Annotated in this window: 12 protein-coding genes and 1 pseudogene; 11 read left to right on the top strand and 2 right to left on the bottom strand. The window is 57.1% G+C overall.

Going from position 1 to position 13,369, the window contains the following annotated elements; translation table 11 throughout:
• The first annotated feature begins 9 nt into the window (after positions 1-9).
• The 9 genes from cbiD to NFS31_RS18960 all read left to right on the top strand — a co-directional run bounded on the left by cbiD (position 10) and on the right by NFS31_RS18960 (position 10,018).
• Entirely contained in the window at positions 10-1,227 is a 1,218-nt protein-coding gene (cbiD, locus tag NFS31_RS18920; RefSeq protein WP_251498645.1) for a cobalt-precorrin-5B (C(1))-methyltransferase CbiD, read from the top strand.
• A 108-nt stretch (positions 1,228-1,335) separates the two neighbouring features.
• Positions 1,336-2,013 (top strand): precorrin-2 C(20)-methyltransferase, encoded by a 678-nt coding sequence (gene cobI, locus NFS31_RS18925; RefSeq protein WP_251498674.1) that lies wholly within the window; start codon positions 1,336-1,338, stop codon positions 2,011-2,013.
• 117 nt (positions 2,014-2,130) lie between these two features.
• Positions 2,131-2,910, top strand: coding sequence for a precorrin-4 C(11)-methyltransferase (gene cobM / locus NFS31_RS18930; RefSeq protein WP_251498647.1), 780 nt, complete (start codon positions 2,131-2,133; stop codon positions 2,908-2,910).
• A complete protein-coding gene (locus NFS31_RS18935; protein WP_251498649.1) occupies positions 2,891-4,027 on the top strand; it encodes a cobalt-precorrin 5A hydrolase in 1,137 nt (378 codons plus the stop codon). Before cobM ends, NFS31_RS18935 begins: the two co-directional genes overlap by 20 nt.
• A gap of 151 nt (positions 4,028-4,178) precedes the next feature.
• The gene (cobJ, locus tag NFS31_RS18940) at positions 4,179-4,928 is read left to right on the top strand and encodes a precorrin-3B C(17)-methyltransferase (RefSeq protein ID WP_251498651.1); all 750 of its coding nucleotides are present in this window, start codon (positions 4,179-4,181) and stop codon (positions 4,926-4,928) included.
• Positions 4,921-6,540: a precorrin-6A reductase gene (gene cobK / locus NFS31_RS18945; RefSeq protein WP_251498654.1), complete on the top strand. Its 1,620-nt coding sequence runs from the start codon at positions 4,921-4,923 to the stop codon at positions 6,538-6,540. The genes cobJ and cobK overlap by 8 nt, the downstream gene beginning before the upstream one ends.
• Positions 6,537-8,093: a cobyrinate a,c-diamide synthase gene (locus NFS31_RS18950; RefSeq protein ID WP_251498657.1), complete on the top strand. Its 1,557-nt coding sequence runs from the start codon at positions 6,537-6,539 to the stop codon at positions 8,091-8,093. Before cobK ends, NFS31_RS18950 begins: the two co-directional genes overlap by 4 nt.
• A 189-nt stretch (positions 8,094-8,282) precedes the next feature.
• The gene (cbiT, locus tag NFS31_RS18955; RefSeq protein ID WP_251498659.1) at positions 8,283-8,888 is read left to right on the top strand and encodes a precorrin-6Y C5,15-methyltransferase (decarboxylating) subunit CbiT; all 606 of its coding nucleotides are present in this window, start codon (positions 8,283-8,285) and stop codon (positions 8,886-8,888) included.
• 143 nt (positions 8,889-9,031) lie between these two features.
• Positions 9,032-10,018 (top strand): tRNA dihydrouridine synthase, encoded by a 987-nt coding sequence (locus NFS31_RS18960; RefSeq protein ID WP_251498662.1) that lies wholly within the window; start codon positions 9,032-9,034, stop codon positions 10,016-10,018.
• Positions 10,019-10,038: 20 nt separating this feature from the next.
• Here the strand turns inward: NFS31_RS18960 and NFS31_RS18965 are convergent.
• Positions 10,039-10,167: pseudogene (locus NFS31_RS18965) on the bottom strand (Uma2 family endonuclease); the annotation flags it as partial.
• Between the two features lie 18 nt (positions 10,168-10,185).
• A complete protein-coding gene (locus NFS31_RS18970; protein WP_251498665.1) occupies positions 10,186-11,004 on the bottom strand; it encodes a hypothetical protein in 819 nt (272 codons plus the stop codon).
• Positions 11,005-12,189: 1,185 nt separating this feature from the next.
• Here NFS31_RS18970 and NFS31_RS18975 point away from each other — a divergent pair.
• Together NFS31_RS18975 and NFS31_RS18980 are read left to right on the top strand one after the other, a co-directional pair.
• A complete protein-coding gene (locus NFS31_RS18975) occupies positions 12,190-12,711 on the top strand; it encodes a transcription termination/antitermination NusG family protein (RefSeq protein WP_251498668.1) in 522 nt (173 codons plus the stop codon).
• A gap of 369 nt (positions 12,712-13,080) precedes the next feature.
• Positions 13,081-13,369 (top strand): transcription termination/antitermination NusG family protein (locus NFS31_RS18980; protein WP_275563911.1); only part of this gene is annotated, 289 nt, incomplete at its 3' end.

Consider the following 13,369-nt stretch of genomic DNA (forward strand, 5'->3'; position numbering starts at 1 on the left):
GTGGCCTGATTGCGGGATACATTACGATGGCATGAGACGGAAATACCGGGAAGCGGCTTTACGACAGGCACATGCGCGGCAGCGGCGGCGGCGGCGGCAGCGGCGCGTCTCTGCACGGGCGCAGCGCCGCCGTCCATGGAGGTGGAGCTTCCCTCCGGCCGGACGGCGGCGCTTTTGGTGGAAGAGGATGCGGGCGGCGCGGACTGGGCGTTCTGCGCGGTGCAAAAAGATGCGGGCGATGATCCGGATGTGACGGACAAAGCGCTGGTCTGCGCGCATGTGCGCGCTGTACGGACACGTGCGCGCTGTACGGACAGTTGGAATGATTTGCAGATACGTTTGGAAGGAGCTCCCTGCTACGCCGATCCGGGATCGCCGTTTCTGTACCTGACCGGAGGCGACGGGGTTGGAAGGGCGACAAAGCAGGGACTTTCCTGCCCTGTGGGCTATTCTGCCATCAACCCTGTGCCGAGGCGCATGATTTTTGGAAATGTGCGGCGTGTGTGCAGGGACTGCGGCGCGAAACAGGAGGCGCTGCTGATCGAAATATCGATTCCCGGCGGGGCGGAGCTGGCGGAGAAAACCTTTAATCCCAGGCTGGGGATTGAAGGCGGGCTGTCTGTTCTTGGGACGAGCGGGATTGTGAGGCCCATGAGCGAGGAGGCCATGATCGAGACGATCCGCTTAGAGATCCGTGTCCGCGCGGCGGAGGGCCGGACGCTTCTGGCCATGGCCCCGGGAAATTACGGGGCGGCTTTTCTGCGGGAGAAAAAGGGCCTTTCCATGGATTCATTTGTGACATGCAGCAATTTTATCGGAGCGTCCATCCGCATGGCAAAGGAGGAGGGGATCCGGCGGGTTCTCCTGGCCGGCCATGTGGGAAAGCTGATCAAAGTGGCAGGAGGCGTTTTGAATACCCACTCCCGCTATGGGGACGGCCGCATGGAGTATCTGGCCGAATGCGCGCTTCTGGCCGGCGTCAGCGAGGAGGAGGCGCGTCCGCTTTACGGCATGAATACAACCGAGGAAGCGGCGCGCTACCTTGCCTTAAAAGACCTTCTTAAACCGGTGATGCGCGTGGCTGCGGGACGTGTGAAGGAGGTTCTTGAAAAGGCCGGGGGTATAACGGTGGAGGCGCTGTTATTTTCCGCGGGCCAGGGGCTGATGGCGGAAACGGACGGGGCGGACGGGCTGGTCAGGGAGCTGCAGGGAACAGAACAGGCGTAAAGGCTGACTCTGAATGGCTGTAATCGCTTAAATTTTCTGAGTAGTTATAAATATTTCGGAAATAACATTCAAATTTACATAAAAGGCGGAAAAAATGTGAACAGGAAAATGAAAGGACGCTGGTATGGGGTCGGCGTGGGCCCGGGGGATCCGGAGCTGATGACCTTAAAGGCAGTGCGCATATTGAGGGAATGCAGCGTGGTCGCGATTCCGCACAGCGAAAAGGAGCGCTGCGCGGCTTATCAGATTGCGGCGCAGGCGGCGCCTGAGATAGAGGAAAAAACGATTCTGTATCTTCCGATGCCGATGACAAGAGACAGGGATAGGCTGGACAGGAGCCATCAGGAGGCGGCGGCGCGGACAGCGGCGGTCCTGGACGAGGGGCGGGATGTCGCCTTTATTACGCTGGGGGATTCCACGGTTTATTCCACCTGCCTCTATGTGATGGGGCGGCTTCAGGAACAGGGCTATGAGACGGAACTGATAAACGGGGTTCCGTCGTTTTGCGCCGCCGCCGCGCGGCTTGGGATCCCGCTGGTGAACGGGGCGGAGGAGCTGCATGTGATCCCGGCCTCCTACCCGGTGCGGGAAGCGCTGGGCCTTGCGGGCGTGAAGGTGTTTATGAAGGCCGGGACGAGAATTTCCGAATTAAAGAAGCTTTTGGAAGAACAGGGCTGCCGGGCGGTTATGGTGGAGAACTGCGGCATGAAAACAGAACGGGTGTACGGCGATTTGAAAGAGATCCCGGAGGATGCAGGGTATTTTTCCCTGCTCGTGGCGCGGTGAAATTTAACGCCCCGTTGTTTGCAGCGGGGGTGTTGACTTCGGGACAGTTCCTAACCGCTCAGATAACCTCTGAACGGTTGCATTCCGTAGGTTATGAGGCAGTAAAAGGAGAAAGAAATGGTGTACTTTGTGGGCGCCGGCGCCGGGGCGGCGGATCTGATTACGGTGCGCGGCGCGCGGCTTCTTAAGGAGGCAGATCAGATTATTTATGCGGGTTCCCTGGTAAATCCGGAGCTGTTAAGGGACAGAAAGCCCGGCTGCGCGGTCTGGGACAGCGCTGTGATGACGCTGGAGGAGGTCATGGAGCAGGTGATTTTGATGGAGCGGCGCGGCGGGATGACGGTCCGGCTGCACACCGGGGATCCGAGCATTTACGGGGCTGTCCGGGAGCAGATGGACAGGATGGAGGAGTCAGGCATTCCCTTTGAGGTGTGTCCCGGAGTCAGCTCTCTGAGCGGCGCGGCGGCTGCGCTCAATCTGGAGTACACGCTTCCGGGCGTCTCGCAGAGCCTGATTATTACGAGGATGGCGGGGCGGACTCCGGTTCCGGAGCGGGAGAGCATCGCGTCGCTTGCCGCGCACAGGGCCTCGATGGCGATCTTTCTGAGCGCCGGCATGACGGATCGCCTGCAGGCGGAGCTCTTAAAGGGCGGCTATGAGGCGGATACCCCGGCGGCAATCGTTTACAGGGCGACATGGCCGGATGAAAAAAAAGCGGTCTGCACGATCGGAACCCTGGACGAGACGGCCCGGCGGGAGGGGATTTATAAAACGGCCCTGATTGTCGTCGGGGATGCGGTGGCCCACAGCGGCTATGAGCGCTCAAAGCTTTATGATCCGTTGTTTACGACCGGTTTCAGGGCAGGGAGAGACAAGGATGAAGATTCGTCTGATTAGCTTTACAGCGCAGGGAGCTGCGACGGCTTCCCGCCTTTGCGAGGGCTTAAAACGGCTGAGGGCATGTCCGCCGCGTTGTGGGAGGCAGGATTTCCGGGAAACGGCGGACATGCGGGAACGCGTGGAGGCCGTCCGTTTTTGCGATCTGAAGGAGTCGGGGAAGAGCCTTTCTGACTTTACGAGGGAGGCATTTCTGACAGCAGACGGCCTGATTTTCGTCGGCGCGGCGGGGATCGCGGTGCGCGCGTCGGCCCCGTACCTGAAAAGCAAGAAGGAGGATCCGGCTGTGCTCGTGGTGGATGAGACGGGGAAGTACGTGATCCCGATCCTGTCCGGCCATATCGGCGGGGCCAATGAGCTGGCGCGCGAGGCGGCCGGGATTTTGGGGGCGCTTCCGGTGATTACGACAGCCACGGATCTGCGCCATGCGTTTGCGGTCGATCTCTTTGCGGTCCGGAACAGGCTGGAGATAGAGGATTTGCAGGAGGCAAAGCGGATTTCCGCGGCGGCGCTGGCCGGGGAGCGGATCGGTTTTTTCAGCGATTATCCGACGGACGGACCTATTCCGGAGGAGCTGTCGCCCGGGATATGGCAGGATCACAATATCTGTGTCACGCAGCGGGACGGCGCGAGGCGGCCGGGGCTTCTTCGGCTGGTTCCCAGGACAGCGGCGCTGGGAATGGGCTGCCGGAAAGGGGTTTCTCTGGAGGCGGCCAGGAAAGGGGCCATGGCCGCCCTGAAACGCTGCGGCTTAAGCCGCCTGTCACTCTGCGCGCTGGCTACTGTGGAACAAAAAAGAGAGGAAGCCGCGCTGCGGGCGCTGGCGGATGAATGGCGGCTTGCGTTCGCCTGTTTTCCGGCTTCTGCGCTTGCGGCGGCAGAGGGGGTATTTCCGGAATCGGAGTTTGTGCGAAAAACAGTGGGAGTGGGAAATGTATGCTGCCGCGCGGCTGTTGTCATGGCCGGCGGGATGGGGCGGGAGGATGGGAGCCTTCCTGATACATCCGCGAGGGGGGCGAGGCTTCTGACAGGCAAGGTGATCTCAGAGGGCGTGACGGCGGCGGTGGCGGTTCCGGATGAAGAGGTGGTTCTGCATTTTCAGGGTGAACCGTTATGAGAGGGGAAAGGGGCTTATGGAAAGAAACATAAGCGCTATCAACGAAGCGCTGTCAAAGGTGCGAATGGGAACCTGACTGCAGGAATCAATGATAGCGGTTTAGAGGCAGGCAGAAAACCAGGCAGAGGCAGTAAAAGGAGGTGCGGCGGCGATGCATGCAGAAGACAGCAAAAAGACGCTATATGTAGTGGGAATCGGCCCCGGAGGGCGGGATCAGATGACGATCCGGGCGGATCGGGTTCTGAGGGAGTGCAGCGTGATCGTAGGCTACCCGGTGTATCTTAACCTGGTGCGGGAGGATTATCCGAAGGCGCGGTTTTTGTCAACGCCAATGCGGCAGGAACGGGAACGCTGTCTTATGGCCCTCAAGGCGGCGGCGCAGGGAGAGCGGACAGCGGTGATCTGCAGCGGCGACAGCGGGATATACGGGATGGCCGGCCTCACGCTTGAGCTGGCGGGGGAATTTCCGGAGGTGGAGGTCTCGGTGATTCCGGGCGTGACGGCGGCCGTCGGCGGGGCGGCCGTCCTGGGAGCTCCGATTGGCCATGATTTTGCAGTAATCAGCTTAAGCGATCTGCTGACGCCCCGGGAGACGATTGAAAAGCGGCTGCGGGCCGCGGGCGAGGGGGACTTTATCGTCTGCCTCTATAACCCGGCAAGCCGTAACCGCAGCGGCTATCTGGAATGGGCCTGCCGGATTCTGATGGAATATAAGGACAGCGGCACGGTCTGCGGCCTGATACGCCAGATTGGCCGTCAGGGCGAAGAGGCGCAGATTCTTTCCCTGTCTGAGCTGCGCCATGCGCAGGCGGATATGTTTACCACCGTAATCATCGGAAATAAAAGCACGAGAAAGGAGCGGGGCCGGATGGTGACGCCAAGGGGATATACGAATGGATAGGGCCTGCAGGCTTGCCGTGTTCGGCGGCACGCAGGAAGGGCGGATTCTGGCTGAATTCTGCGCGGCCCGCGGGATCCCTGTCTGGGTAAGCGTGGTCTCCGAGTATGGGCGCTCGCTCCTTCCTGATGCGCCCGGGATTTTTGTGAGGCGCGGCGCGATGGAGCAGGATGAGATGCGGGTATTTCTGCGGGAAAACGGGATCCGGCTCTGTGTGGATGCCACACACCCCTATGCGAAGAGAGCATCCGAAAATATTTTTCACGCCTGTGAAACAGAGGGCGTCCGATATCTGCGCTGTACGCGGGAGGAGGACGGGCGCGCGGCCGGCCGTGTGTTTTCCGGCGGCGTACATATGGCGGCGGACGTAAAGGAGGCGGCCGCCTTTTTGGAAACCGTGCAGGGAGGAATTCTCGTCACTACCGGGAGCCGGGAACTGGCCGCCTTTACCGTGATGAAGGACTACCGTGAAAGGATTTTCGCGAGGGTCCTTCCGGACAGCGGCGTTATCCGGGAGTGCGAGGCGATCGGCGTGCGGGGAAAGCATCTCATTGCCATGCAGGGGCCTTTCTCGCAGGAGATGAACGAGGCGATGATCCGGCAGACCGGAGTTTCATGGCTTGTCACCAAGGAATCCGGCCGCGCGGGCGGGTTTGAGGAAAAGCTCGCCGCCGCCGCCGCGTGCGGGATCGGGGCCGTGGTGATAAAAAGGAGCCGGGAAACGGGCCTTTCGGTGGAAGCGGCGCGCCGGGAGATCCTCGCCTGCGCGCAGGAAGGGGAAGAGGCGGAAGGAGACTGTGTGAAAGGGGACGGCAGAGCGGGGGACGCCTGTGGCGAATATTCCGGCGGCATGGGGATAAAGGGCGCAGATCACACGCAGGAGATCTCAGGATGCGCAAAACCAGTTTCCGCAAACGACGGCGAAGAGGAAAAAAACGCCGACAGCCGGGATATCGTTCTGGCCGGGATCGGCATGGGGCCGGCAGGCCAGATGACGCTGGAGGTATGGGAGGCTTTGCGAAAATGCGACGCCGTGCTGGGAGCGGAGCGGATGCTTAAGGCCGCGGAGGCGGCGTTTTGCAAGTTTCATGCACATGAAAAACAGCCGGAGCGGATCGCGGCCTACATGGAGGATGATATCGCAAAGGAGCTTAAGGCCCATCCGGAGTGGAAGCGGATTGTGATCCTGTTTTCCGGCGACAGCGGATTTTACAGCGGCGCATCGCGCGTTTCGGCCCGTCTTGAGGAGGAAGGGATGGCGTTTTGCATTCTTCCCGGGATCGCAAGCATCAGTTTTTTTGCGGCCCGCATGAAAAAAAGCTGGCAGAATGTCCCGGTGTATACGGCCCATGGGCGCAGCCTGGATGTAAGAGCCATGCTCGCCCGCGGGGAGAGTGAAATGTTTGTGCTCACAGGAGGAGAAAACGGGGCCGGAAGGTTCTGCCGGGAGCTTACGGAAGCCGGAGGCGGCGATATCCTTGTGACAGCAGGCGAAAATCTGGCCTACCCGGAGGAACGGATCCGCAGCGGACGCGCGGGGGAGATGGCTGAAGAATCTTTTTCACCGCTGTGCCTGCTCTATCTGGAGAGGCCGGGAGAGGAGACGGTTTTATGACGTGGATACAGGCGCCGCGCCTTTTGATCGGCGCGCCGAAGAGCGGGAGCGGGAAGACGCTTATCACATGCGGGCTTTTGGAGGCGTTCGCGCGCCGGGGCCTGCGCCCTGTCTCCTGCAAATGCGGGCCGGATTACATTGATCCTATGTTTCACAAGTATGTTTTGGGGATTCCGGGCCGGAATCTGGACAGCTTTTTTCTGGGAGAAGAGGAAGTGAGGGAAGCTCTGCGCCGTCTTATCATAGGCCGTCAGGCGGGGATTGCCGTGATTGAGGGCGTGATGGGGTATTACGACGGGATAGGCGGGAACTCTGACCGCGCCAGCACATGGGAGATCGCGCGGATGACTGCTTCGCCGGCCGTACTGGCCGTGGACGGCCGGGGAGCTTCCCTGTCTGTGGCGGCTTTGCTCTCAGGATTTGCGCATTTTAGGAAGGACAGCCGGATTGCGGGCGTCATTTTAAACCGGGTGCGGGAGCAAACCTTTAAAAACTTAGCCCCGGCGATTGAGCGCGAAACAGGTCTCCCGGTTTTCGGCTATGTGCCGCAGTCCGGCGATTATGCGATAGAAAGCCGCCATTTGGGGCTCTTCCTGCCGGGGGAGACAGAAGCGCTTCGCGAACGGATCGGCAGGCTGGCGGATCAGATGGAGCGGACGGTTGATGTGGAGGCTTTAATCCGGCTGGCCGGGCGGGCGGAGAGGCTGCAGGAAAGCGGGCGTGCGGATATGCCGCAGGCAGCCGGGCGGCCAGAGATACTGCGGGCAGACGGCCGGGCGGATATGCCGCAGGGGGAATCGGGACATATGCCCTGCCGGGTATGGCGCGACAGAAGCGGGCGGCCAGAGGAGGAAGCGGATACAGGAGAAAAGCGGCGGCTCCGGATCGGGGTGGCAAGGGACGAGGCGTTTTGCTTCTATTACCAGGAAAACCTTGAGCTGCTGGAACAGATGGGGGCGGAGCTTGTCCCGTTCAGCCCTCTGCGTGATACGGCGCTGCCGGAAAACGTCTGCGGCCTGATTTTAGGAGGCGGCTATCCGGAAAACTATGCGGCCGGGCTGGCCCTCAATGAGGCGATGAGAGAGGAGATCGGCGCCGCGGCCCGGGCGGGCATGCCGATGCTGGCGGAGTGCGGGGGCTTCCTCTACCTGCACAGGACGCTTGAGGGCAGCGACGGGAAGGACTATCCCATGGCCGGGGCGGTGGATGCGGCGGCATTTCGCGGCGCGGGGCTTTCACGCTTTGGGTATGTGACACTGACCTCCCCGGAAGGGCTGGAAATCCGGGGGCATGAGTTTCACTACTGGGACAGCGGGAGCCCGGGAACGGACTGGGAGGCGAAAAAGCCGTCCGGAGACAGAAAGTGGCGGTGCATGCGCCAGCGGCCGGGGATAAGAGGGAAAGGCAGGGGGGAGTTTGCCGCGGCGGCCCAGATATGGGGCTTTCCGCATCTTTATTACCCGTCCAATCCCCAATTTGCCGCCGGATGGCTTGCGGCCTGCGGGGAATTCGGAGAGAGGGAGGCTTCAGACAGCCGGAATCCTGCAGATTGAAGATGAATAATGCCGGCACGCTGGAAAGAGTGGCTGCCGCTATGGAGGAGATATACTTTTAGTTGGGATTAAGTATGATGTGAGGAGTAAAAAGCATAGCTGTAAAATCGAAAAGTACAGCCAATGAAGAATCGTACAGCATTGCACAAATAACGGTGAATTGATAACAGGAAAGGAATACCATAACCTATGAGGGATGAATGGTTTATCAGGGGCAATGTCCCTATGACAAAGAGCGAGGCGCGCGCGGTTTCGCTGTCAAAGCTGGAGCTGTATCCCGGCTGCGTGCTGTGGGATATCGGCGCGGGGACGGGTTCCGTGTCCGTGGAGGCGGCCCTTTCCTGTCCGGACATCCGGATCGCGGCGATCGAATTCCGTCCTGAGGCGGCAGATTTGATCCGGAAAAACTGCGAAAAAGCGGGGATAAGCAGCATCGCCGTTGTGGAGGAAAAAGCGCCGGAATGCTTTGGGGGCCTGTGCACAGAGGGCGCGCCGGGACGGGAAGGAGCGCGGCCGACGCATGCCTTTATCGGAGGAACGTCGGGACGTATGTGGGAGATCCTTGACGCGCTGCGGGGCATAAATCCGGGGATCCGGGTGGTTATAAATATGATTGCGCTGGAATCCCTGTCTCATGCATTGGAATATATAAATCAGAGGGGGATTCCGGCAGAGGTTGTCTCCGTGCAGATAGCCAGGGCGGAGGCCGCGGCAGGGCTGCATCTGATGAAAGGACAGAATCCGGTTTACGTGGCGTCATTCGGAGGGGACGAAAGACGGGACAGGGATGGCTGATCAGGCTTGATGCCCCGCTGCTTGCAGCGGGGGTGTTGGCTTCGGGGCAGTTCCTAATTACGGCATTGCGTAAATAACAATGAATGCCATCGCCTGCTCTTTGCGCAATGATATACCGGGAAATATAAAAATGGAGGAGATCAATGAAGTATTATTTTGCCCCCATGGAGGGCATTACAGGGTATATCTTCCGAAATGCCCACCACGCCTGCTTTTCCGGGGTGGAACGGTATTACACGCCGTTTCTGGCTCCCGGGAGCGGGAAGGGATTTTCCGCGAGGGAGCTTAGGGATATTCTGCCTGAGAACAACCGGGGAACGCCCGTGACGCCCCAGGTTTTGACCTGCCGGGAGGAAGATTTTATTAAGGCGTCAAAAACGCTGGCCGGATATGGGTATGGTGAAGTCAACCTGAACCTGGGCTGCCCGTCCGGAACCGTGACAGCCAAGGGAAAAGGGGCCGGGTTTCTGGCGGATCCGGAACGGCTTGACCGGTTTCTGGACTGCGTTTTTTCAGAGCTTTCGGCCTCGTGCCCCGGGCTTCGCATTTCCATAAAAACGAGAATCGGATACGTATCGGAGGAGGAATTCCCGGCGCTGCTTGAGATATTCAACCGCTATCCGGTCAGCGGGCTGATCGTCCACCCGCGCGTCCGGGAGGATTATTATAAAGGAAAGCCGAGGATGGAGGCATTCCGCCTGGCAGCAGGGGAAAGCAGGATTCCGCTCTGCTATAACGGAGATATCCGTTCCGTTTCGGATGCGGAGAATGTGGAGACGGAGTTTCCCGGCCTTTCGGCCATCATGATCGGGCGGGGCGCGGTAGCCTGTCCGTGGCTGATGGAGCAGTTAAAGGACGGCAGGTGGAAAAGGAAGACGGACGAGGAGGCAGACGAGGAGCTTCGCAGGCGTTTTGTGAAATTCCATGATATGCTTCTGTGCGGATATCAGGAGGTTATGCCCGGGGACCGGAATGTGCTTTTTAAAATGAAGGAGCTGTGGGATCATTTCGGAAGCCATTTTCCGGAGGCCGCGAAAGAACTGAAACGGATCCGCAAGGCGCAGAGGATCGCGGAGTATCAGGAGGCGGCGCGGTCTGTACTGCAGTCTGGAACGGCATTGTATCAATAACGGTGAATATCAGCGCCGGATATTTCCTGATGCTTCGTGCCTGGAGGCGCCATATCATAGATTTCTCCGTCAATCAGCTCCGCCCGCTGTCCCTCCGGCAAATCGTATATGTCTTTGACTGTATAGAATTTTTTCTGTGTTAATGCCACGAATAATGGCCTCCCTCTTTATATTTCCATTTTCTCATGCGGGACTTTTGCGAGAAAGTCTGTTTCATCAAGATTAGAAAAATACTCACGCACGGCTGTTTTAAGCTGTTCCAGCGAGATAATATCCCGCTTTCTGGGAGTATACCGGCCGAACGGTGTGACAAGGTTTACGCGCCCGGTATCCGTGCAATCGGGATTTATCAGCGCATATGCCCTGCGTCCGCTCAGATTGAACCAGACCTCGCAGACGAATTGATTCCCAATTCCGTAAAACTGGAAAAATCCATCGTGCGATTTGAAAATCACGAAATCCTCTTTTCCCTCTGCAACAAGGGACAGGTAGTAATCCGATTCTTTTAAAATAATTCTCTCTGTTTTTTTACCGCTTGCCATTTCAACATCGGGAACCCGCAGCACTCCTGTTTTGGGCCATTTACCGTCCACGAAGGAGAACACTACGTCAACAAAGCTTTTAATGCTGTCCTCTGCGCCGTTCAGAATCCGTTTATGGGCTTTGGTGATGGGTGAAACGGCCGTTTTGCCGGGAATACTGAGTATGGGAATTCCATCGTCCCAGGCCCAGGCAAACCCCTTTTCAGCCAGCCCGGAGCGCAGCAGCATCTCCCCGATATAGGTTCCGAACAGGACCGCGGTATTCCACAGGATGTTTGCGCCCTCATCGCTGTCATATTTGTCAAGGCTGTCATGGAAGGCATCGAGAAACGTATCAACGTGTCTGGCGCTTTCTCTTGTGTAATCAAGCGCTATTTCGCTCTGCATGGCATACCGTACCGCATCCTCCGCAATGCCGCGGGCAGCATCATTGAAATTTTTCATCTGGAATCCTCCCTTGCTTATCCGTACAAGCATACAGCTTTGATACATTTTAGTATAAAACATTTGCCTGTTGCCTGCAATGTATATTTATCGCGATGTTTTCACTGGAGGTATAATTGGTTACTGTTCACACACCGGCCAATGCGAAGCGTGTTACTGGGCACAGCCCGTCAGGGGTGTGAACAGTAACAGATTCCGGGCTATCTGGATTTCTTTGTGGATTTCCTTATTGACTTCACCCTGACAAAATGCTATGATGAAGTTGTAATAAAAAAGGCGGCGATGTAGCTGCCGCCCTTTGGTGATTAATGATTGCTTTGGCAATTATCTCTCGACCCATCAGATGCCGCCAAGCTTGCTGATGGGTCTTTTTCTGTCTCTGCCTTATGCCGATCTATGTAAGGTTTACACTTCTGGACTAATGAGATCAACCCGTTAAGGCCGCCCACAATGCCCGTAAAGATACTTACAATACGGCTCAGGACTTCTAAGAAGAACATAGACCACATCCTCCTCTCTCTGGTGTTTACACACCTGCGGCACGGGTCTAACCTAAATTAAACCAGTCCCGAAGGTGCGTATCCTCCAAACAGGGAGCGCTGCCCGCTTTCTCTGATGTAAAACTATTATAAGCGATTTAGGGATAGAAGGGAATACCCTGGAAGAAGGAATTTGTCGAAAAATGAAAAATTCGTTACTGTTCATACACCAATGGTAATTAGAATCTGACGCTGGCGGCCCTCTCACGACAAACAACACATCGCAATCGCTCACTTCTCTTAACTAATTACCATTGAACCCTGAACTGCTACACAATTGTTGTTCTTCACACCTCGTGTTGGCTGCCGTGTGGACAGTAACTTTAGTTTTATAACACTTTCAGAGATCCTGACGGTTTTGGGTGTAATCATGAAGAAGTGTTATAGCGCAGATATTTTAGAATGGTTTTCCGGTTTGAATATTGAGTTTCGTAGAATAACGTAATCTAAGAAATTTCATTCATTATACTACGGTTTTCCCCTTATTTCAATAGCAGTTTCTCTCAGATATGTTTTAAAATTCTATAAATTTTCTTTGTGAATTTCTTAATTAAAATTCACTGAAAAATAAATCAGATAATAAAATAAATTTTAACACAGTTTCCCTTCGTAGATTACGTTATTCTACGAAATCCGGGAGGTTTCTATGTGGTATGTGCTGGAATGCCGGCGCGGGCGGGAAGGACGGATGCTCGACGCCTGCCGCAGGCAGTTATCCCATGAGGCGCTGGAAGATGCCTTTGTATTCCGCTGCGAGCGCTTCTGGCGTTCGGACGGGGCGTGGAGGCGGGTGGAACGGGACATGTTCCCCGGCTATGTCTTTTTGCAGAGCGCCAGGCCGGACATGTTATTGGAAGAGCTGGATCAGTACCGGGAAGTTTTTCACATATTGGCAGAACCGGGGTATATGATTCCGGTTTATGAGGAGGAGGAAGCCTCCCTGCGCGAACTCTGCGGGGCGCGGCATGTCCTTCCCGTATCGTACGGCTACCGGGATCGGGAGGCCGGGAGGGACTGTATCACGCGGGGCCCCTTAAAGGGGCGGGAAAAGCGTCTCCTGCGGCTCGACTGGCACCGTAAGTTTGCGCAGGTCGAAGTTTCGCTGGCGCGCAGGAAGGCGGTCATCTGGGCCGGGATCGGGCTGGACGAAGAAGCGCTTTCCGTGTGACGCGGCAAACAGCCCGGGAGATATCACCGGAATACAGAAATACAACTCAGACACAATGCGGATACAATGCAGACACAACGGTATAAGACAGACTGTACAGCTATGGAGGCATGCAGGCTGGCTGTACCTGCATATGGATTTTTGGATGGATGGCGGGTTCATGTATGGATGTATGGCCCATTCCCGTGAAGGCAGCGATTCGGCGTCGGCCCGGCGCTGTGGACTGCTCATGGGATAAAATACGCCCGGGAAGGAAAAACGTACCGGAATCCAAAAAAGGCGGCGGCCCCGGAGACAGAAATACTGCGGGTATGGCGGAGCCTGCGTTTTTTTATAAAGAGGGATGTAAGGAGGCCGGGGAAAATATACGTGGGGAAATATACACAAAGGGCCCGGCATAAAAAGCTCCCCGGCGGAGAAAAAGCCATCCAGGCTATCCAGGCAATCACCGTACTGGCTGTGATACAGGAGGATGCGATGTGGTATGTGATTCAGACGACAACCGGGAAAGAGGAGGAACTGGTAGCCGGGATCCATGCGGTTCTGGCAGGAAAAGGTTACCGGGACTGTTTTGTGATAAAGGCGGAATGGCTGAAACGGCTGGGAGGGACGTGGCGGCTTAAGGTATGCCCGCTCTTCCCGGGGTATGTATTTATGG

The organism is Otoolea muris, assembly GCF_943193115.1.
Taxonomy (GTDB): Bacteria; Bacillota; Clostridia; order Lachnospirales; family Lachnospiraceae; genus Otoolea; species Otoolea muris.

Coding starts and splice junctions, on each gene's coding strand:
- cobI (WP_251498674.1), top strand. CDS start 1,336: ATGAAAGGACGCTGGTATGGGGTCGGCGTGGGCCCGGGGGATCCGGAG.
- cobM (WP_251498647.1), top strand. CDS start 2,131: ATGGTGTACTTTGTGGGCGCCGGCGCCGGGGCGGCGGATCTGATTACG.
- NFS31_RS18935 (WP_251498649.1), top strand. CDS start 2,891: ATGAAGATTCGTCTGATTAGCTTTACAGCGCAGGGAGCTGCGACGGCT.
- cobJ (WP_251498651.1), top strand. CDS start 4,179: ATGCATGCAGAAGACAGCAAAAAGACGCTATATGTAGTGGGAATCGGC.
- cobK (WP_251498654.1), top strand. CDS start 4,921: ATGGATAGGGCCTGCAGGCTTGCCGTGTTCGGCGGCACGCAGGAAGGG.
- NFS31_RS18950 (WP_251498657.1), top strand. CDS start 6,537: ATGACGTGGATACAGGCGCCGCGCCTTTTGATCGGCGCGCCGAAGAGC.
- cbiT (WP_251498659.1), top strand. CDS start 8,283: ATGAGGGATGAATGGTTTATCAGGGGCAATGTCCCTATGACAAAGAGC.
- NFS31_RS18960 (WP_251498662.1), top strand. CDS start 9,032: ATGAAGTATTATTTTGCCCCCATGGAGGGCATTACAGGGTATATCTTC.
- NFS31_RS18970 (WP_251498665.1), bottom strand. CDS start 11,004: ATGAAAAATTTCAATGATGCTGCCCGCGGCATTGCGGAGGATGCGGTA.
- NFS31_RS18975 (WP_251498668.1), top strand. CDS start 12,190: ATGTGGTATGTGCTGGAATGCCGGCGCGGGCGGGAAGGACGGATGCTC.